Source organism: Parvularcula mediterranea, assembly GCF_013085255.1.
In the GTDB taxonomy this organism is placed as follows: domain Bacteria; phylum Pseudomonadota; class Alphaproteobacteria; order Caulobacterales; family Parvularculaceae; genus Parvularcula; species Parvularcula mediterranea.
In genome coordinates this window covers 576,481-595,009 of the sequence record NZ_JABFCX010000002.1, presented here as the reverse complement: position 1 = coordinate 595,009, position 18,529 = coordinate 576,481, and the positions used below count along the sequence as shown (strand labels likewise).

23 protein-coding genes are annotated in these 18,529 nt (G+C 62.2%); 18 read left to right on the top strand and 5 right to left on the bottom strand.

Annotated elements, in window-relative coordinates:
* Positions 1-23 precede the first annotated feature (23 nt).
* Complete coding sequence (gene rpsO / locus HK107_RS03480) at positions 24-293, bottom strand: 30S ribosomal protein S15 (RefSeq protein WP_173196826.1); 270 nt, start codon at positions 291-293, stop codon at positions 24-26.
* 160 nt (positions 294-453) lie between these two features.
* On the opposite strand from rpsO, the gene HK107_RS03475 reads away from it, so the two are divergent.
* Entirely contained in the window at positions 454-1,368 is a 915-nt protein-coding gene (locus HK107_RS03475; protein ID WP_173196825.1) for a homoserine O-succinyltransferase, read from the top strand.
* Between the two features lie 50 nt (positions 1,369-1,418).
* Here the strand turns inward: HK107_RS03475 and HK107_RS03470 are convergent, their stop codons facing one another.
* Positions 1,419-3,692, bottom strand: coding sequence for a TonB-dependent receptor (locus HK107_RS03470; RefSeq protein ID WP_173196824.1), 2,274 nt, complete (start codon positions 3,690-3,692; stop codon positions 1,419-1,421).
* 244 nt (positions 3,693-3,936) lie between these two features.
* On the opposite strand from HK107_RS03470, the gene motA reads away from it, so the two are divergent.
* Genes motA through HK107_RS03445 form a run of 5 tightly spaced genes read left to right on the top strand, consistent with a single transcriptional unit; the run spans position 3,937 to position 7,365 of the window.
* Positions 3,937-4,803: a flagellar motor stator protein MotA gene (gene motA / locus HK107_RS03465; RefSeq protein ID WP_173196823.1), complete on the top strand. Its 867-nt coding sequence runs from the start codon at positions 3,937-3,939 to the stop codon at positions 4,801-4,803.
* Complete coding sequence (locus tag HK107_RS03460; protein ID WP_173196822.1) at positions 4,804-5,517, top strand: flagellar hook-basal body complex protein; 714 nt, start codon at positions 4,804-4,806, stop codon at positions 5,515-5,517. It abuts the gene before it with no gap.
* Positions 5,518-5,540: 23 nt separating this feature from the next.
* Positions 5,541-6,326 carry a flagellar basal-body rod protein FlgG gene (gene flgG, locus HK107_RS03455; RefSeq protein ID WP_173196820.1) on the top strand — a complete coding sequence of 262 codons (786 nt, stop codon included), beginning with the start codon at positions 5,541-5,543 and terminating at the stop codon, positions 6,324-6,326.
* Positions 6,326-6,706, top strand: a complete 381-nt coding sequence (flgA, locus tag HK107_RS03450; protein ID WP_173196818.1) for a flagellar basal body P-ring formation chaperone FlgA — start codon at positions 6,326-6,328, stop codon at positions 6,704-6,706. Before flgG ends, flgA begins: the two co-directional genes overlap by 1 nt.
* Positions 6,703-7,365 carry a flagellar basal body L-ring protein FlgH gene (locus HK107_RS03445; RefSeq protein ID WP_173196815.1) on the top strand — a complete coding sequence of 221 codons (663 nt, stop codon included), beginning with the start codon at positions 6,703-6,705 and terminating at the stop codon, positions 7,363-7,365. Before flgA ends, HK107_RS03445 begins: the two co-directional genes overlap by 4 nt.
* A gap of 74 nt (positions 7,366-7,439) precedes the next feature.
* On the opposite strand, the gene HK107_RS03440 is transcribed toward HK107_RS03445, so the two are convergent.
* Together HK107_RS03440 and HK107_RS03435 are read right to left on the bottom strand one after the other, a co-directional pair.
* Entirely contained in the window at positions 7,440-7,667 is a 228-nt protein-coding gene (locus HK107_RS03440; protein WP_173196813.1) for a flagellar hook assembly protein FlgD, read from the bottom strand.
* Between the two features lie 30 nt (positions 7,668-7,697).
* Positions 7,698-9,080, bottom strand: coding sequence for a flagellar hook-length control protein FliK (locus HK107_RS03435; protein ID WP_173196811.1), 1,383 nt, complete (start codon positions 9,078-9,080; stop codon positions 7,698-7,700).
* Positions 9,081-9,151: 71 nt separating this feature from the next.
* On the opposite strand from HK107_RS03435, the gene HK107_RS03430 reads away from it, so the two are divergent.
* From HK107_RS03430 to HK107_RS03380, 11 genes are all read left to right on the top strand, one after another.
* Positions 9,152-9,430 carry a hypothetical protein gene (locus HK107_RS03430; RefSeq protein ID WP_173196809.1) on the top strand — a complete coding sequence of 93 codons (279 nt, stop codon included), beginning with the start codon at positions 9,152-9,154 and terminating at the stop codon, positions 9,428-9,430.
* A 128-nt stretch (positions 9,431-9,558) separates the two neighbouring features.
* Positions 9,559-10,809 carry a flagellin gene (locus tag HK107_RS03425; RefSeq protein ID WP_173196807.1) on the top strand — a complete coding sequence of 417 codons (1,251 nt, stop codon included), beginning with the start codon at positions 9,559-9,561 and terminating at the stop codon, positions 10,807-10,809.
* 66 nt (positions 10,810-10,875) lie between these two features.
* Positions 10,876-11,253 (top strand): flagellar biosynthesis regulator FlaF, encoded by a 378-nt coding sequence (gene flaF / locus HK107_RS03420; RefSeq protein WP_173196805.1) that lies wholly within the window; start codon positions 10,876-10,878, stop codon positions 11,251-11,253.
* A 6-nt stretch (positions 11,254-11,259) separates the two neighbouring features.
* Complete coding sequence (locus HK107_RS03415) at positions 11,260-11,700, top strand: flagellar biosynthesis repressor FlbT (RefSeq protein WP_173196803.1); 441 nt, start codon at positions 11,260-11,262, stop codon at positions 11,698-11,700.
* 53 nt (positions 11,701-11,753) lie between these two features.
* Entirely contained in the window at positions 11,754-12,071 is a 318-nt protein-coding gene (locus tag HK107_RS03410) for a hypothetical protein (RefSeq protein ID WP_173196801.1), read from the top strand.
* 47 nt (positions 12,072-12,118) lie between these two features.
* Positions 12,119-12,454 carry a flagellar basal body protein gene (locus HK107_RS03405; protein WP_233061122.1) on the top strand — a complete coding sequence of 112 codons (336 nt, stop codon included), beginning with the start codon at positions 12,119-12,121 and terminating at the stop codon, positions 12,452-12,454.
* A 10-nt stretch (positions 12,455-12,464) separates the two neighbouring features.
* A complete protein-coding gene (locus HK107_RS03400; protein WP_173196797.1) occupies positions 12,465-12,725 on the top strand; it encodes a flagellar hook-basal body complex protein FliE in 261 nt (86 codons plus the stop codon).
* Positions 12,722-12,985: a flagellar biosynthetic protein FliQ gene (locus HK107_RS03395; protein ID WP_332871484.1), complete on the top strand. Its 264-nt coding sequence runs from the start codon at positions 12,722-12,724 to the stop codon at positions 12,983-12,985. Before HK107_RS03400 ends, HK107_RS03395 begins: the two co-directional genes overlap by 4 nt.
* Positions 12,986-13,004: 19 nt before the next feature.
* A complete protein-coding gene (locus HK107_RS03390) occupies positions 13,005-15,032 on the top strand; it encodes a flagellar biosynthesis protein FlhA (protein ID WP_332871483.1) in 2,028 nt (675 codons plus the stop codon).
* The gene (locus tag HK107_RS03385) at positions 15,029-15,793 is read left to right on the top strand and encodes a flagellar biosynthetic protein FliR (protein ID WP_173196795.1); all 765 of its coding nucleotides are present in this window, start codon (positions 15,029-15,031) and stop codon (positions 15,791-15,793) included. Before HK107_RS03390 ends, HK107_RS03385 begins: the two co-directional genes overlap by 4 nt.
* Positions 15,790-16,854: an EscU/YscU/HrcU family type III secretion system export apparatus switch protein gene (locus HK107_RS03380; protein ID WP_173196793.1), complete on the top strand. Its 1,065-nt coding sequence runs from the start codon at positions 15,790-15,792 to the stop codon at positions 16,852-16,854. Before HK107_RS03385 ends, HK107_RS03380 begins: the two co-directional genes overlap by 4 nt.
* Here the strand turns inward: HK107_RS03380 and HK107_RS03375 are convergent.
* Entirely contained in the window at positions 16,837-17,679 is an 843-nt protein-coding gene (locus HK107_RS03375; protein WP_173196792.1) for a FliM/FliN family flagellar motor C-terminal domain-containing protein, read from the bottom strand. The genes HK107_RS03380 and HK107_RS03375 overlap by 18 nt on opposite strands.
* Before the next feature lie 84 nt (positions 17,680-17,763).
* Here HK107_RS03375 and HK107_RS03370 point away from each other — a divergent pair, with 84 nt between their 5' ends.
* Positions 17,764-18,525, top strand: coding sequence for a flagellar motor protein MotB (locus tag HK107_RS03370; protein WP_173196791.1), 762 nt, complete (start codon positions 17,764-17,766; stop codon positions 18,523-18,525).
* Positions 18,526-18,529: the final 4 nt, after the last annotated feature.

The window sequence follows — 18,529 nt, the reverse complement described above, 5'->3', positions numbered from 1 at the left end:
GCCCTCCCGTTCCGGTCTACCGGTTAGCGGCGTAGACCAAGACGGTTGATGAGGCTTTGATAACGCTCCTCGTCCTTGCGCTTCACATAGTCGAGCAGGTTCCGGCGGTGGGAAACCATCTTGAGGAGACCACGGCGGGAGTGGTTGTCCTTCTTGTGCTCTTTGAAGTGCTCGGTGAGGTTGTTGATCCGCTCGGTCAGGATCGCGACCTGGACTTCGGGCGAACCGGTATCGCCTTCTTTGGTCGCGTAGTCTTTGACGAGCTCGTTCTTACGATCGGTCGAAATCGACATCGTTCAGTCTCCGTGCGCCGTGCAATAGGGTCTTCAGCCGGGGCGCCGTCCAGCCGAAGCGGTCCGCTAGCGCCTCGGGGGAGGGAGCGCAAGCGCTTCTCATCGCGGGATCAGCTTTTGACCGATAGACCCCGGCGCGCTGGGCGCTAAACCCCCGCCCATGCCTATCCGTATCCCAGACGATCTCCCCGGCCGCCCGACCCTCGAGGAAGAGGGTGTGCGGGTGATGGACCGCTCGACCGCGATCCGTCAGGACATCAGGCCGCTCAGGATCGGGCTCCTGAACCTGATGCCGAACCGGGTCGAGACGGAGGTGCAGTTCGCGCGGCTTCTTGGTGCCTCGCCCCTGCAGATCGAGCTGACGCTGGTTCGGCTGGCGGCGCACCAGCCGACAGACCGCTCGCGGCCGCATCTCGATGCGTTCTACCGGGACTGGGACGAGCTGAAGGATGAGAAGTTCGACGGCTTCCTGATTACTGGCGCGCCCCTCGGCATGGTTCCCTATGAGGAGATCACGTACTGGGAGGAGCTGAAGACGCTTCTCGACTGGACAGAGACCCATGTCTTCGCGCCGCTGTTTGTTTGCTGGGGCGCCATGGCGGCGCTTCACCACTTCCACGGGATTGCGAAGGAGAAGCTGGAAGAAAAGGCTTCCGGGGTCTTTCCGCACACGAACCACGATATTACCTCGCCCTGGCTGGCAGGGCTAGGCCAGGAAGTGCCGATGCCGGTCTCGCGATGGACAACGATTCCTTCGGCGAGCATTGAGGCGAGCGACAAGCTCCGCATGCTGCTGAGCTCAGAGGCTACCGGAGCGGGCCTGATCGAAGAGCCTGCAACGCGCCGTCTCTACATGCTCAACCATCTCGAATACGAGGCGGAGAGCCTGAAGGAAGAGTATGAGCGGGACCTCGCCAAGGGCGAGCCGGCAAAGGTGCCTGTGAACTATTTCGACGGCGATGATTCCAAGGCCCGGCCCCGCCACCGCTGGAAGCCCCACGGGCATCTCTTCTACGCCGGCTGGGTCAATGAGATTTATCAGGCCGTGCCGTTCGACTGGACGGAGACGACATAAAAAAGGGCGGCCCGAGAGCCGCCCTTTTCGTTGATCGTCAGTAGACCGATTTAGAAGGCGATCGTCGCCTCGAAGCCGACAAGACGGCCCTTCTTCAGCGGCGAGAGCGTGCCAGCAGCCGGGAACTCATCGAACGGCACGTTGGTGCCATCGGAGAGCGGACCGCCGAACGGGATCTGCGAATCGCCACCGGCCTGAACCTCATCGAGCAGGTTCTCGGCATAGACCGAAAGGCTGAGCCCTTCGACAGGGGTCTGCCAGGTCACGTCGAGGTCGAGATTGTCGATCGGCTGAATCCAGCCGAAATTGTTATCCGTGTACGCAAAACGGTCACGGTGCTGGTAGGAGAGCCGCGACGTCACGAAGCTGTTTCCGAGGTCCAGCTCATAGATGACGGACGCGCCATAGGTCATTTCCGGGACACGAGGGATCGAGAGTGCTTCATCGGCGCCATCGACCATCTGATCGCCCGAGATATCGAAGCGAACATCCGTGTACTCAGCATCGATAAGGCCGAGATTCCCAGTGAGGAGGAGGCTGTCGGTCAGGGCCCATTGGGTCTCGACCTCGAGGCCAAGGATCTCTGCATCGGCGGTGTTGAGGATGAACTGCGACACGCCTGAGGTCGCGCTAGCGATGTTCACCTCGCGCTGCATGTCCTCAATCGAAGTGAAGAACACCGCGGCGTTGATGAGGCCGCGGCCAGCGATGCCATCGATCTTCGTGCCAAGCTCGAAGCTGTCGACCTTCTCCTCATCGGTTGCGATCTTGCCGCCGCGGTCCGAGACCTGCTGGGCGAAGAGTGCGGGGTTCGTGATGCGGAAGTTGTAGCCGCCCGAACGGAAGGCGCGGGTCCAGCCGCCATAGACGAGCGCATCGCCAAGTCCTGTGTACTCAAAACCAAGCTTGGGCGAGAGGTTCGACCAGTCGTCCGTGTCCTCGAAGCCGGTCGTGTTGATGTCGTTCGTCGGGCAGGTGCCGAGAAGGATATCGCACTGCACCGCACGCGGAATAACGTAGGCGATCGCCACGTCCTTCTCCTCGTAGCCGTAACGCAGGCCACCGGTGAGGGTCAGGTCTTCGTTCATGTTCCAGTCAACCTGCCCGAAGAGGCCCCAGATCGTCTGGTCCTGAGTGCCGCCGCCGACCTGGTCAGGGAACGGAACGACCGGGATGATGCGCTTTTCGGTAACAGCGATCGTCTGGTCGAAGTAGAAGAGGCCACCCTTCACATCGAAATTGCCCCAGGTGCCAGCATAGCGCAGCTCGTTCGAGAACTGGTCCTGCGCTGTGTCCGTCGGGGAGTGGAAGATGAAGGCAGGCGTCGAATCAATGTCGCCGAGGGTCCTCTGGGTGAAGTTGCGGTAGCCGGTGATGTTGGTGATCGTACCGAAGTTCAGCTCCCAATCCGTCCGGAGGGAGAAGGTCTGCGCTTCGACATCGATGTAGCCCGGCTCGTCGATCGACAGATCAAACGTATCACGGCGGAAGACGCCCCTGTTCTGGGCGGAGGGGCCATCACCGTAATTGTCAAAAAGCTCCGCCTTGCCGAGGAAGGTGAGGTTTTCGGTGGGCATGTACTCAAGCGCGCCGCGGATGATCTGGGTTTCCGCTGCGCCCTGGTTCTCGCCATTGGCGAGGTTCTGGAAGTAGCCTTCATCATCGTTGAAGTAGACGGAGAACTTGCCGTTCAGCTTGCCCTCGACGAGCGGGCCGGAGACCGTGCCCATGATGAACTGGTTCACGCCGCCGCGGTCATCGTCGATCGGCGTTTCGAGAATGTAGGTGACCTTGCCTTGAAACTCGTCGGTCGGATTGCCCGTGTTGAGAAGCACGGCACCACCGGTGGTGTTCCGTCCAAAGAGGATGCCTTGCGGGCCGCGGAGGACTTCGATCGATTCAAGGTCGAAGACGTCAAACACGACGCCTGAATTGATGCCGAGATAGACACCATCGACGAAGACGCCGACTGCGGGGTCGATCGAGCCGATGGAGCTGTTCACGCCGAGGCCGCGGATCGAGAAGTTCGCTTGGCCGCGCGCTGTTCCGATATCGTCGAGGGAGACGTTCGGGGCTGAGAAGGTGAGGTCTTCGAGGTCACGGACATTGAGGGCGTCGATCGTGTTCTCGTTGAACGCGGTGACGGCGACGGCAACATCCTGGACGTCTTCAGGGTCCTGACTTTTCGTCGCCGTGACGACGATCGTATCCGTCAGCTCGGAGATCGTGCTGCGGCGCTCTTCCTGCGCTTGGGCAGTCGCGAGGCCTGCAGCGAGGAGCGAAGCCCCCAGCGTGAGGCTGCGGCGGAGTTCTTTGGCGGTCATGGGTGATCCTCCCTGATTGTCGTTTTCTCTCTGCAAAAGCAGAGCGGGGGCGGAGGGAGGCAAGCGATTCGGAGCAATTTCGCAGCGCACACTGATCGAGAAAGTTCCAGTTTTCGGAGACTGTGGCTGAGGAGCAACAGAGTTAAAGGCGTCTGCGTGCCTATGAATCACAGCATCAACTGCACGTTGCATTCAGCAAGTCTCCATTAACCAAGCCTCAACGCTTGCCCGATAGCGTCGCGCCATGATCACAATCATCGGCCTTATCTTCACGGTACTGACGGTCTTCGGCGGCTACATGCTCGCCGGTGGAAATCTCGACGTTATCCTGAAAGCCCTGCCATTCGAGATGCTGATTATCGGCGGCTCCGCCTTCGGGGCCTTCATCGCCAGCAACAACATGTCAGTTATCAAGCAAACCGGCGGCGACCTGATGTCCGTCATCAAGGGGCCGAAGTTTGACCGCTCGGACTATCAGGACCTGCTCTGCCTTCTGCACACGCTGCTGAGTATCGGAGCGAAGGATCCCACCGAGTTGGAGAAGGCGATCGAAGACCCTCAGCAGTCGGAGGTCTTCGCTCCTTATCCCAAGATCGTAGGGGATGCCGATGCGACCCAGATCATCTGCGACACGATGCGCTCGATGATCATGAACTTCGACAATGCCTTTCAGGTCGAGGAGATGCTGGAGAAGCAGCTCTACCAGATGAAGTCGAAGAGCACCCGCGGGGCCGAAGCCCTTGGCCGGGTTGCTGACGCGCTCCCTGCGCTCGGAATCGTTGCGGCGGTTCTCGGTGTCATCAAGACGATGGCCTCCATTGACAAGCCGCCGGAAGTCCTTGGACTGATGATCGGCTCTGCGCTCGTTGGTACGTTTCTAGGCGTCTACCTCGCCTACGGAATGGTCGGTCCGCTGGCTGAACGCGTGAAGCAGGTTCGCTCGGAAGAGCAGTACTTCTACGGCCTGATCCGCGAGGTGCTGGTGCATTGGCTCCACTCCCATCCTCCTGTCATGTGCGTGGAAGTCGGTAGGCGGAACGCTCCCAAGGACAAGCGCCCGAGCTTCCAGGAACTCGACGACGCCATCCGCTCCACCAAGAAGGCCGCGTAAATGTCCGACGCCATTGTCGCCAGCATCGCCCGTCAGTCAGGGCTCCTGCGGGAGCTTTCGGTGGTCGCGAACAACATAGCCAACGCCTCGACCACAGGTTTCAAGCGGGACGCAGCGGTCTTCGCCGAGTTCGTCAGCCGCCGGGCAGGTGAGCCCTCCATGTCGATTGGCAGCCTGCGGGGCCATGTTCTCGATGCGGCCCAGGGTGGTATGACGCGTACCGATGGAAAGCTCGACCTCGCCATCGAAGGCGACGGCTACTTTGCCATCGGACAGGGCGACGAGGTGCTCCTCTCCCGCGCGGGCAAGTTCACCCTCGATGCACAACGCGTGCTCGTTCAGGCAGACGGTTTCCCGGTACTTGATGAAGCCGGCGGCGAGATCACGGTGCCTGAAGAGGCTTCCGTCATCGCCATATCCCAACGCGGTGTGATGTCTGCCGACGGCTTCGAGATCGCAACGATTGGCATCCTCCAGGCTGAGCCGGGAAGTCTCTCGCGACTAGGCGGGTCGCTCTACCGGGCGACGGGCGCCGTGCGGTTCGTGGACGAACCATCGGTTCGCCAAGGATTCCTCGAGGGATCCAACGTCTCGCCCGTCATTGAGATGGCGCGTCTGATCGAGGCGCAGCGCCTCTACGAAGCCGGCGCTGCTCTGCAGACGGATGAGCATGAGCGCATCACCCAAATGATCGAAGCCTTAGGGCGCAGCTGAAGCCACCAAGGACGGAAGAGAGCATGAATCCCTTACAGATCGCCGCGACGGGCATGGCCGCGCAGCAGACCCGAGTCTCGACCATCGCGAACAACATCGCAAATATGTCGACCACGGCCTATTCCGCACGCCGCGCAACCTTTGTCGACCTCATGTACCGGCAGGAAGTCACCCCCGGAGCGCTCAGCTCACGGAGCGGCACGATTGTCCCAGGCGGCATCCAGCTTGGCATCGGTGTCAGGACTGGCTCCGTCGTTGCGGAGCAGACCCAAGGCGCGCTTTCTGCAACTGGCGGTGACCTCGATATCGCGGTTGAGGGCAGGGGCTGGTTCGATGTGGAGCTGCCCTCCGGCGAGACGGCCTACACCCGCGATGGCCGCTTCTCGCTGAGCCCTGATGGCGTGATCGTCACGGCGGAAGGCTTCGCTGTCTCAGGCGGCATCGCCGTGCCGGAGAACGCGCGCTCGGTCAGAATCTCTGCCGAGGGGCAGGTTTTCGCGGTCTTCAATGACGGGACGCTGCCTCAGGAGCTTGGCCTCCTGGGCGTCACCACCTTCGCGAATGATCAGGGCCTCGAAGCCCTCGGCGGCAATCTTTTCCGCGTGACCGAGGCGTCGGGTCCGGCGCTCGGCGGTTTCGCGGGGCTCGATGGCGCGGGCTTCCTGCGCCAGGGGTTCCTCGAGGATAGCTCCGTAGACGTTGTGTCGGAGATCGCTGATCTCATCGAAGCCCAGCGCGGCTACGAGCTCAACTCCAAGGTCATGACGGCTGCTGACGAAATGCTGGCGGCTACAACGAGGATCCGGTGATGATCGGCGTCATCGCAGCCCTCGCTATTGTCGCGGGCGACGTCACCGCATCCCGAACCCTCGGTCGGGGGATGATTATCGAAGCCTCGGACCTCGAAGGGGATGCGGCGACCCGTGAAGAGCTCATCGGGCGGCAGCTCAGGCGGTCCGTCCGTGAAGGCGGCAGGCTCTGGCTCTCCGATACGTCTGCACCCCTCGCTGTGATGCGGCAGAGTACGGTCTCGATCGTCTTTCGCCGCGGCTCGCTTCGTCTGATCACGGAAGGACGGGCTATGGGGCAAGGCGGTGTTGGGGATTCAATTTCCGTCACGCTTCCTGGCCGGAGGTCATCGGTCATGGCGACGATCATCGGGCCGGGGCGGGTGGAGGTCTCACCATGAAGGCCCTTCGTCTCTCACTGCTCATCGCATGCGGCTGCGCGTCCTCAATCGAGGACGTCGATCGCCGGGACACGCGGCGCGAGAAACCCCGCGTGTCCGAAGCTGCCTCCCTCTGGAACCAGGATCCCGAAAGCCTTTTCGGGAACCGGAGGGCCCGCGAGGTCGGAGACCTCCTCACTGTTCTCGTCGCGATCGACGATGAAGCGGAGATCCTCAACGACACGATCCGTAACCGGACGAGCGAACGTCAGTTCGAAGCTCCGGCAGCTCTCGGCCTCCCCCAGTGGGCGGACAGGGCCTTGCCGAACGGCGCCAACCTTGATCCCGGCGTTGATGTCAGCTCGCTGGAGCGGATGCGGGGGCAGGGACAGCTACGCCGCCGCGACAGGCTCAATCTGCGGCTGGCAGCGCGCGTGACCGACCGCCTTCCCAATGGCGATCTGGTGATCGAGGGTAGGCAGATGGTCCAGGTGGGCAGCGACAAGCGGCGTCTGCTCATCAGCGGAACCGTTCGCCCCGAAGATGTCTCACGTCAAAACACGATCCAGCACGACCGTATCGCCAATGCCGACATTCGGTACGTGAACGGAGGACCGATCACCTCGACGGGTAGGCGTGGCCTCGGCAACTGGCTGCTCGACGTCATCGTTCCCTTTTGACCGAGCGATCATCGGGCAAAGAAAAAGGGCGGACCTTCGCAGGGTCCGCCCTTTTTCTATTGTGAGGCGTTAGGTCAGCCCTCGCCGCGAAGAAGCCCGACGATCTCTTGGAGGTGGCCGTTGGCTTGGATCTGTTGCTCGAGCGCGTTGATCGTCGCAAGCTGCTCGATGAACTGGTTGGCTTCGAGAGGCTCGAGAGGGTCCTGGTTCTCGATCTGTGCCGTCAGCAGGCGGAGGAACTGACTCATCTCCTCGCTCTCGGCCTCGGCCGTTGGGACTTGAGAGGCGATAGGGTCGCTCACGGATAGGGGGCTGATCTGCATCTTTGTCTCCTAGAGGCTGAGATCGAGAAGGCCGTCATGTGACGGCACGACGTTCGCTTGCGGCTGAACACCGGCGTTCTGGGGCGTGAACTGACGGGGTCCTGGGTTGGCCCAGGGAGCCTGCCCATCGCCTCCGAAGGCGAGGTCGATGCCTTCAAATCCTTCGTTGGCGAGGGCTTCGGCGAGGATAGCGCCCTGCCTGCGCATGAGGTCGAGGGTTTCAGGCTCGGCAGCGGTGATGACGGCCCGCACCTGCTGTCCTTTGGAGAGATCGAGGTCGATCTGCACACGTCCCAGCTCAGGCGGATCAAGGCGCAGCTCGATCCTGCCGCTGTTCTCGGCACGCGCGATGGCGACCTGAACCTGCTCGGCTGGGCTCGGGGCTTGGGCGCCGATCGCGTGAGACGTGGTCTGCACAGCTGATGCCGGGGTACCGGGTGCCGCATTTGCTGTCGTCACCGGTGTAGAGAGTTGGAGAGGCTGAAGAGGCGCGTCCGAGATCGGTGTCGATTGGAGTGAGGCGTGCGCACTCAGTTGGGGAAGCTGCTCGCCCACGACTGGGGTATTGGCTTTGTACTGAACGGATTCGGGGAGTGCAGTTTGTCTGGCTCCTGCTTCCTGAGTGACCATGACAGGCTGGGGCATCGGTGCAGTGCTCCGACGGGCGGCTACTTGCCCCGGAGACGGAGCTTGAAGGTTGGCGGTCGGGATTCTGCGATCTGCAGAGCGGACATCCTCAATGTGAAACGCGGTGTTGGTATGAGTGGGCGGTGTCTGACCTGTGGTCCGGGTGGACACTTCAGTTGTCGCTGCCCGGCTCCTCGAGACGGGCTCCGTGTCCGTCGCTTTGTCAACGACCAGCGTGGATGCCTTGAGAACGCCGTCCACGGATTGAGCGTCCGGGCGCACTCCTACAGCGGCTGATGCAGGTTCCGGCTTGGCCACGGCTGGCCGCTCAGGCGCCATGACGGTGTCGGCGGGCTGAAGCGGGACGGCTTGCCGCATGGCCGGTTGCCTGGCGGGGCGCGTCGCTTGCCGGACCGTGTTCTCCGAAGTCACCGGTAGGCCCTCGCGAGGTACAGACGTCTCTTCCCCGGCCGGGATGTGCAGGAGGCCCGCGGTGGTGATCACCGCTCGTCCGCCAAGCTGCTGACCGTCCGCGTAGGGGGTCCCTTCCAGCACAACGCCGGTCGGCAGCTCAGGCGGCAGGGACAGTGCCAGAAGCTCTTGAGGCGAGGAAGGCTGGCGCGCAGCCATGGCCTCTACCGCCTCGACGATCTGCAGGAAGTCCGCAGACTGAGAAGCATCGACGGTCGGCACACGGACGTCTGTCCCGGCAGGGTTCTGGGGGAGGGCGCTGGGCAGTGTCTGAGGACCGATCATGAGGCGCATTATCCCGCATAAACCTTACCTCAACCTTTACGGGAGACGAATGGGCGCGACACCATCAAGGAGAGGCTGTTATGGTTTCAGCAATAGACGGCATTGCGCCAACGCCACCATCCCGGGAGGCGGAGCTGCGGTCCGCGGCGGAGGCACTTCAGGTCTCTCTGTTCACGGAGTTCCTGAAGGAGAGCGGCCTGATGGAAGCCATCGCGCCCATGGGTGGACCGATGGAAGCCTTGCAGGCCATGGTCCTGGAGGTCGTGGCGCAGGACCTCGCAGCCTCCGAAACTCAGCTGGCGGATCAGTTCTACAGACAGCTCAAGACGCTCGACCAGAGCGCCGCTGGAAGGGAATAGCGCAATTCCTCTCGTCCTTTACGCAGGCTTAAGCGTTACAACCTATAGTCAACAGGCAATCGGAAGTTGCAGCAGCCAATCACTCCGCGGAGATCGGAGTCCGAATTGGTAAGTGAACGGAAAATATCATGGTTTCGATCAACTTTAACGAGAGCGCCCAGGTCGCTCTGATGAGCCTGAACAAGGTCAACTCCAACCTCTTCAAGGTTCAGGACATGATCTCGACGGGCAGGAAAGTCGCCACCGCGCGGGACAATGCCGCTGTCTGGGCCATCAGCACGGTCATGCAATCCGATGTGATGGGCTTCAAGCAGATCACGGACAGTCTCAACCTCGGCCTTTCAACCGTGGAAGTGGCGCGGGCCGCGTCGGAGCAGGTCACTGAACTTCTCAAGGAGATCAAGGCGGAGATCGTCTCGGCCAAGGAGCAGAACGTCGACCGGACGGCCATCCAGCGCGACATCAGTGCACTGAGGGATCAGATCTCCTCGATCGTCGATGCGGCGCAGTTCAACGGGCTGAACCTCCTCCAGGGCGGTGCGGACGTAAAGGTGCTCTCCTCGCTCAACCGCGATGCGAATGGCGTTGTCAGCACTGCTGACATCTCGGTCGCGCGTGCTGACTTCCGTCAGGTGGAAGGTGTCTTCGGTACGAACGCTATCGCTGGCGGCGAGGCAGGCGATACGGTCGTCTCTGGCGCTACCATCGCTTCTGCGGCCACCGGCACTGTCACGATCGATGCCGTCGGCACCGGCCCGACAAACATTGATGCAGGCTTCAGCTTCGATGTGACCATCGCGTCCGAGACCGTCCAGTACATCGCCAAGGAAGGCGACACGGTGAACGATGTCGCCAATGGCCTCGTGGCCGAGCTCGAGAAGCGTTTCGCGGAAATGGAAGCCAACTCGCCAGGATCCGCTCCGGACGTGACCCTGAGCGTGACCCTCGGCTCTGATCCGACGACGCAGAACGCTGTCATCAACATCGTCAACAATGAAGGCTCGGCGATTGCTCTGGCCTCGGACAGCTTTGATGATGGCGTCTCGGGCGGCGACCTTGGCCGTCTTGTCGGTATCGATGTCGACACCACGGTGCAGGCCGATATCGACCAGGCTCTCCTCGACGTTGAGGACATGATCCAGACGGTCATCGACTCAACCGCCGCCTTCGGATCGGTCCAGAACCGGATCGACATCCAGAACAACTTCCTGACGTCTCTCACGGCGTCGCTGGAAGCGGGTGTCTCGTCCCTGACCGATGCGAACCTCGAAGAGGCCTCGGCACGCCTGCAGGCCCTTCAGGTCCAGCAGCAGCTCAACATCCAGGCGCTCTCCATCGCCAACGCAGCCCCGGCAGCCCTGCTGTCGCTGTTCCAGTAATCTAGCGCAGCCGGAGGGGAACTTTCCCTCCGGCGGCACGTTTTTTGAATGTTCCTGGGAGGAAAGATGACGCAAGCGATGAGGTACCAGACGGTGCAGCGCGAAACGGTCTCTGAACGTGGCCTGGAAGCCGCTCTGCTCGAGCGCGTAACCGCTCGGCTCAAAGCCCACCGGGATGAGGAAGCTCTCTCTCACGGCCCGCTTCTCGAAGCTCTGCACGCCAACCGATCGCTGTGGATGACCCTCGCTATTGATCTGGCGAGCCCCGACAATCGTCAGACCAAGGAAGTGAAGGCTTCCATGATCTCGATTGCGGGCTTCATTGAACGCAACACCCACGCTGCCGCGAAGAGCATGGATGTGCTCGACAGCTTCGTGGACATCAACGAAGCGATCCTGAGCGGTTTGCGCCAGGAAGCTCCTGTCCCGGCGCTCGCCGAGTAGACGCCCGTGTCCGGCCTCATCTTGAACCTCAAGCCGTGGGAGCGCTTCCTCGTGGGGAGCCATGTCCTCCAGAACGGTCCGCGCCGCTCGCAAATCCGGGTGCAGGATGGCGGAGCAGGGGTCCTGCGCCTCAGCGATGCTCTGCACCCTGAGCAGGTCACGACACCCCTGACCCGCGCCTATTACGCGGCTCAACTGCTGCTGCTCGGCGAAGAAGACGGGGAGGCGGCGTCCGCGAGCCTTCTGGAAGTCACGCTGGTCCAGCTGCGCGATGCGCTCGGCGCGTCGGAGGGTATCGACGAAGCGCTTCGTCACGCTGAGGGCGGCCGCTACTTTGCGGTGCTGAGGGCTCTGAGACCGCTTCTGCCTGAAGAGGCTCTCTTGCTCTCGGGTGCGTGCCAGGGCGGCCAAGACAACTTTGGCGAGCATGTTTCAGCAGCCTGTTAACCATTGATCAACCATGAGTTGCGTAACTCCTCTCAACGAGGAGGAACGTGGCCATGGCCCAGGAAATCTCTCTACTGAAGCTATCAAGCACCATGGCGCGTCACGCGACGCAGGCTCATGGTGCGACGGCTGACAATCTCGCACGCGTCGACGTGCCGGGAGCGAAGCGCCGTGAACTGATCGCGTTTCAGGATGCCCTCAAAGCATCGAGCGGTGGCCGCGAGGTTGCGCCCGAGCTAACCCGTGAACCGATCAAGCTCGATGCGGAAATGCTGAGCATGGCCGAGGCGCGCGGCAGGCACGAGGCCGCGATGTCGGTCTGGAAATCGACCCTCGGCATGCTGCGTCTTGCAATCCGAGGGCCGCAATAATGGCGGTTGATCCTCTTCTCGCATCGTTAGGCGCCTCGTCCTCGGGGATGAGCACCCAAAGCCTCCGTATGCGCATTACGTCGGAGAACCTGTCGAACGTCGATACCCCCGGCTACCGGCGCAAGCTTCTGCACTTCAAGGACCTGGCCGAAGGCGGCGTCGAGATGAAGCGCCTCAGCCTTTCAAATCGTCCGGGGCAGGAGCGCTACGAGCCATTCCATCCCATGGCAGACGAAAACGGCATGGTCATCAGCTCAAATGTCGACCTGATGGTTGAGCTCGCCGACGCCAAGGAGGCGCGGCGTAGCTTTGATGCAAACCTTCAGGCCTTTCGTCAGGCCCAGGGCTTTTACCGCAACCTTCTCCAGATCCTCGAACCGTAAGGGATAAGCCATGAACATCGAACAGCTCGCCGCCGCATCCGGGTACGGAATGACAACGACCAAGCCGAACGCGCTTGAGACCGGGGCGAAGAATTTCCTCGCCACCTTCGACAAGGCTGATCAGGCTGCGCAGGGCTTCTCGACCGGCACGATCGACGCACAGTCCGTGGTCGAAGCTTTGAGCCAGGCAGAGCTAGCGCTCCAGACAGCGATCAGCGTCCGCGATCAGGTCGTCTCGGCCTATCAGGACATCCTCCGGATGCCCCTGTGAATGAAGCCGACGTCCTCCTCCTGATCAGGGGGGCGCTCAGGACTGGCGTCGTGATGGCGGCGCCGATCCTCATCGCAGCGCTGGCGGCGGGCCTGATCATCGGGCTCCTTCAGGCGCTGACTTCGATCCAGGAACTGACGCTGACATTTGTTCCCAAGCTGATCGTCATCGTCGTCGTTTTCTGGCTGACGGCAGGGTTCATGGCGGTGCTGCTGGTCGACTTTTTCAGGACGGAGATTCTGACGCTGTTTGGCAGTTGATCCGTAGGGTGAGGGCAGGGTGCTTTCCAAGATATCGATAAACCCGGCGGTCGGTCTCGCGATTGGGCTCATGGCCATCCTCATCATGATGGTCCTGCCGGTCCCCCCGATCGTGCTGGATCTCGGCCTGACCGCCAGTTTCGCCTTCGCGGTGCTGATTTTCGTGACGGTCCTTTTCGTTGAGCGGCCGCTCGATTTCTCGAGCTTTCCGGCGATCCTGCTGGTCTCTCTCCTCCTCAGGCTGGCGCTCAACATCTCCTCCACCAAGCTGATCATTGGTGAGGGGCACACAGGCACGAGCGCAGCGGGCGGCGTGATCGAAGGCTTCGCCATGTTCGTCATGGGCGGTAACATCGCCATCGGTCTGATTGTCTTCTCTGTGCTGATCATCGTGAACTTCCTCGTCATCACCAAGGGCGCAGGCCGCATGGCCGAGGTCGGTGCGCGCTTTGCCCTCGACGCAATGCCGGGCAAGCAGCTCGCCATCGACGCCGACGTCGCGTCAGGTGCCATCACCCACGAGGAGGCGAAGACCCTCCGTACGCGAGAGCAGCAGGAGACGGCCTTTCTCGGCTCTCTCGACGGCGTGTCGAAGTTCGTGAAGGGCGATGCGGTCGCTAGCCTCCTCGTGACCCTTCTGAACCTGGTCGCCGGCATCGCCGTCGGTATGCTGATGCATGGGATCAGCTTCGGCGAAGCGATCGAGAACTATTCCATCCTGACGGTCGGCGATGGCCTCGTGAACCAGATCCCGGCTGTGGTGATCTCTGTCGCGGCGGCGCTTCTCCTGTCCAAGGGGCGGGGCGAGGAGGCAGTGGACCTTGCGCTCCTCCGTGAGCTCGGCGGAAGGCGCGAGACGCTGGTGACGGTCGGCGTGGCAATGGCCGCCTTCGCCATGTTTCCTGGGCTTCCGTTCCTCCCCTTTTCGCTCGCGGCAGGTTCGCTCCTCTTCGCCGCGTGGCGCATGAAATCGACGGTCGACATGGCGGAGATTGCTCCGCAAGCTGAAGAGGCGCCAAAGACCAACCTCGGGGACCTCCTCGACGTTGACGAAGTGCATGTCGAGATCGCGCCCGACCTCGTGTCCACTGTTGCGGGAGGCGAGGGAGCCTTCGACGGCAGGGTCGACAAGATCCGCCGCTTCATCGTGCAGGAGTACGGCTTCATCCTGCCCCCGGTGCGCGTCACGGACCGCGCGAGCCTCAAGCCCTCGACCTACGCCATCAAGCTTCAGGGTACGGAGGTTGCGTCCGCGAACCTCAGGGCAGGCGAATGGCTCGTCCTGGTCCCGGAAGGCCAACATCCTGAGATCGAGGGCGCGTCGGCGAAGGAGCCCGTTTACGGCGCAGCCGCCCGCTGGGTGAATTTCGCAGGGAAAGAGCGTGCTATCGTGGCAGGGCTCACGGTGGTCGAGCCGGCAGAGGTCATGGCGACCCACCTTCTTGAAACAGTGCAGTCGAACTTTTCCAGGCTGATGACAAGGCGCACCCTCCGGGCCATCCTCGACAGCTATCGGGACGTTTCTGACCCTGAGAAGGCCGAGGCCAACCGGCGTTTCCTCGACGAGATGATCCCGGAGCGGGTCTCGAAGGACCAGCTGCTTCAGGTGCTGCGCGACCTTCTCAACGAACGGGTCTCGATCCGCCAGCTGCCGCTGATCATCGAAGCGGCGGCGGAAGCCAAGGGCGCTGAACTGCCGACCAACGAGACCATCGAACATGTCCGCAGGCGGATCGCCTTCGGCTTCGTGGCCAAGCTCGCCGGCGAGGGGAAAGAGCTGCCGACCCTCCAGCTTGGTGACAGCTGGTCGGAGGCCCTTCGCGAGGCGGCGATGGATGGCGACGTCGACGGATTGCAGCTCGCCAAGGCCGCGCGGGAGGCGCTCGACAAGGCGGCCGAGGGCGGCGCGTTCCCGGTCTTCGCCGTCGCTGCTCCGCTCAGGCGCCGCCTCCGGGATATCCTCGCGGTCTACGGCATCAAGAACGCCGTCCTCTCTCTCGACGAAATCCGGGGTCACGCGACGCCCAAGCTTCTCGGCACAGTATGAGCGAGGCAATCAGCCTACTGAACGAGCTTCTCAGCTCGTTCGGCGTCGACATCACGACAGCAGTTGCGCTTCTGACCAGGCTTTCGGGATTTTTCCTCTTCATGCCCGGCATCGCGGAGAGTGTGGTTCCGGTCAGGATGAAGGTCCTGCTCGCCGTCGCGCTGACAGGGCTCCTTCTGCCGCTGACCGAGCCCGTCGCGGATGTGAAGCAGGGCGGGCTGGCAGCACTTCTAGGGGTCGAGGCGTTCGTGGGCATCGCCCTCGGCTTCACCGTCCGTGCGATGATCTTTGCCCTGAGCTTCACCGGCGCGATCATCGCTCAGGCTCTCTCTCTCGGTCAGGTTTTCGGCGTCGATACCATGGGCGATAGCGCCAGCGCCGTGTCCAACGGCCTGACACTGGCGGCAACGACGTTGCTCCTGACGGCAGGGTTCGATGTCACAATCCTCGCGGTGTTCGCTGAGCAGCTGGAGACGATTCCCCTCGGCTCGGCCTCACTCGACACGGGGCTCGAGGCTGAGCAGGCGACGATGCTGGCGCGCGGAGCTATCGCGTTCGGCGTGCGCCTCGCATTGCCGTTCCTTGTGCTGAACTTCGCCTTCTACCTGCTGATGGGTTTCCTCAACAGGGCCATGCCGCAGCTCATGGTGACATTTGTCGGCCTCCCAGCGATCACCCTTGGTGGGCTGGCGCTCTTCATGCTGACGGTTAGCTCGATGCTCGCCGCGTGGCTCCTGCGCTATCCTGAGGTATTGCCGTGAGCGATGATGCCGCCGACAAGGTCGAACCGGCCTCCCAGGGCAAGAAGGAGCGCGCCAAGAAGAAGGGCGATGTCCCGGTCTCACAAGAGGCCAACACCGCCGCCGCTCTCGCAGGCTTTGTCCTCGCGCTGGCCTTCGCAGCGGCCGGTGCGGCAGGATTTAGCAAGCTGCTACGAGGCTTCCTTCTGCACCCTGAGGAAGCAAGCACAGCGCTCCTCGAAGGCGGGATGACCGGCAAGCTCTCCGTTGAGGCGATGCTGTTCCTCGTGCCGCTGGCTGCGGTGCCGGGGATTGCTGTGATCCTCGCCTTAGGCCTTCAGCAGTCGATCGTCTTTGCACCCCAGCGGATCAAGCCCTCGATCGACAAGATCTCGCCTTTGAAGAATGCGGGCAAGAAGTTCGGGCCCCAGGCACTCCTCGAGTTTGCGAAGAACAGCCTCAAGGCCGTTGTCCTCTCGATCGTGTCAGGCATCTTTCTGTGGATCGAAGCCAACCGCGTCGCGCTCCAGATCCCTGAGGGGAGGAACATCCTCGCCGTGCTCCTAATGCGCGAGCTCCTCCTGTTTGTCGGCATTGCGTTTGCTGTTTCGGCGGTCTTCGCGCTCATCGATATCCCGATCGTCCGTGCCCAGCGCGAGAAGCGCCTCAAGATGTCCCATCAGGAAACAAAGGACGAGCGGAAGGACTCAGAAGGCGACCAGGACCTCAAGGCCAAGCGCCGGATGAAGGCGCAGGAGATCGCGAACCAGCGCATGATGGAGGATGTGAAGACGGCCGACGTCCTTCTGATGAACCCCACCCACTACGCCGTGGCGCTGAAATGGGACCGCAGCGGAGAGGACCTGCCGAAGTGCGTTGCAAAGGGTACTGACGAAGTCGCCTTGCGCCTCAGGGCCGCAGCGTCCGAGGCTGGCGTTCCGGTGCGCGAGGACCCGCCGAGCGCCCGCTCGCTTCACGCGACTGTGGGGGTCGGCGAGGCCATCAAGCCGGAACACTTCGCGGCGGTGGCTGCCGCAATACGCTTTGCGGACAGGATCCGCGCGCTACGCCGAAGGGGCTGAAACGATTTCGATTGAATGGCGATTCCGCGATGTCACGAGCTTTCCTGAGCCAACAGAAACGGCTTGATCGGCACACGGAATGGCGATCTCAATGGCGTCGAGGTTGGCTCCAGGTATAGGAAGGCTCATCCCGGGCTCCAGTGCCGCAACCTCCCGCGCGGTCGCTGTCCAGCGGCCAAGGACAGCCTCAACCGGTAAGCCGATATGGAGATGCCGCGTCTCTACGGCGCCTGTTTCCTTGGGCTTCATGGCGTTCGTCGCATCGGCGGGGAGGAGCAGCTGGAGCGGGACCTGCTTGCCGTCCTGAAGGGACAGCTGGAACTCAGCCAGGATCCGCTTGGCAGGGTTCGGCGGCTCCAGTGGCCAGCGGAACTGCGGCTGTTTGAGATCAGGCATCGGCAGGGCAATTCCGAAGGCCCTACGGATCCCGTCAAGGATGACCGTGAGGAGGGGAGCGAGGCTAAGGGCATCAAAGCCATCAACAGATGGCTCATCCTCGCTCTGCGGGTCCCGGAGCAACCGGTCCGTGAGAAGCCTTGCCTTCGCCTCGGGTATACGGACAGTCAGGCGCCTCGCGGTGACAATGAGGCCCGGTTTCTCCGACGATTTGCGCCATTCGCGCTCGCTCATCATGGAGAGCTCAACAGCGCCGACCACCTTCTCGCAGAGAAGATCCGAGAACTGCTCCCCAATCTCCGCCGCCAGCGCATTCCATCTTGGCAGGCTGTCGAGCGTCTCTCGTGAGAGGGCGCTCGTCTCCTCCGTCTGCGGAACGCCCTGCCTTTGGGCATCAATGAGGTCGGTGATCGCGAGGGTTCTGGCCATGGAAGCAATACAACCATAAGGCGTTAAAGGAAGCTTTACGGCGGGTTGATACATGCAACCGGTAGTCGCGATGGACCCCCTGACATGGCCGAGACCCAACCTATCATCCGCCGCGGGAGGTCCGTGGAGCATGACGATCACCATGGTGGTGCTTGGAAGGTCGCCTACGCCGACTTCGTGACGTCCATGATGGCGTTCTTCATGCTGCTCTGGATCCTTGGTGCGACGACGGAAAGCCAGCGCCGGGGGATCGCGGATTACTTCAATCCGTCCATTCCGATCAGCCCCACGTCGGGGGGCGGCAATGACCTCCTGAACGGCGACAGCGTCTTCACCACCGAGAGCCTTGCCACCGACAATCGCGGCGGCGTTCAGGCAAGCGACCAGGTACTCCTGCGAGAGATCGAGGACGTCCTGAGCGGCACTGCTGTTGACGATGCGGTCAAGCTCACCCTCGCTCCCGAAGGCGTCGTGGTCGATCTGATGGACACCGACGACAAGGCGGTGTTCGACCTCGGCAATGCAGGGGTGACCCCGCGACTGGAGCGCATTCTCGACCTGATCGTCCCGGTGCTGGCGGACAGCGGTCGCCGCATCAAGGTCGTCGGGCATACGGATGACTTGCAGTTCTCCCGCGAAGATTACGGCAATTGGGAGCTGTCATCTGACAGGGCGCATGCGGCCCGTCGGCTAGCGACACAAAAGGGTCTCAGCGACCGGGCCTTCTTCGAGGTCACGGGGCATGCGGATCGCCTGCCGCTAAATAAAGATGCCTCCGCCCCGCAAAACCGACGCATCAGCTTCATTCTTCTCAACCCAGAAGGGTTGCCTTTAAACGCCCGTTAACCAC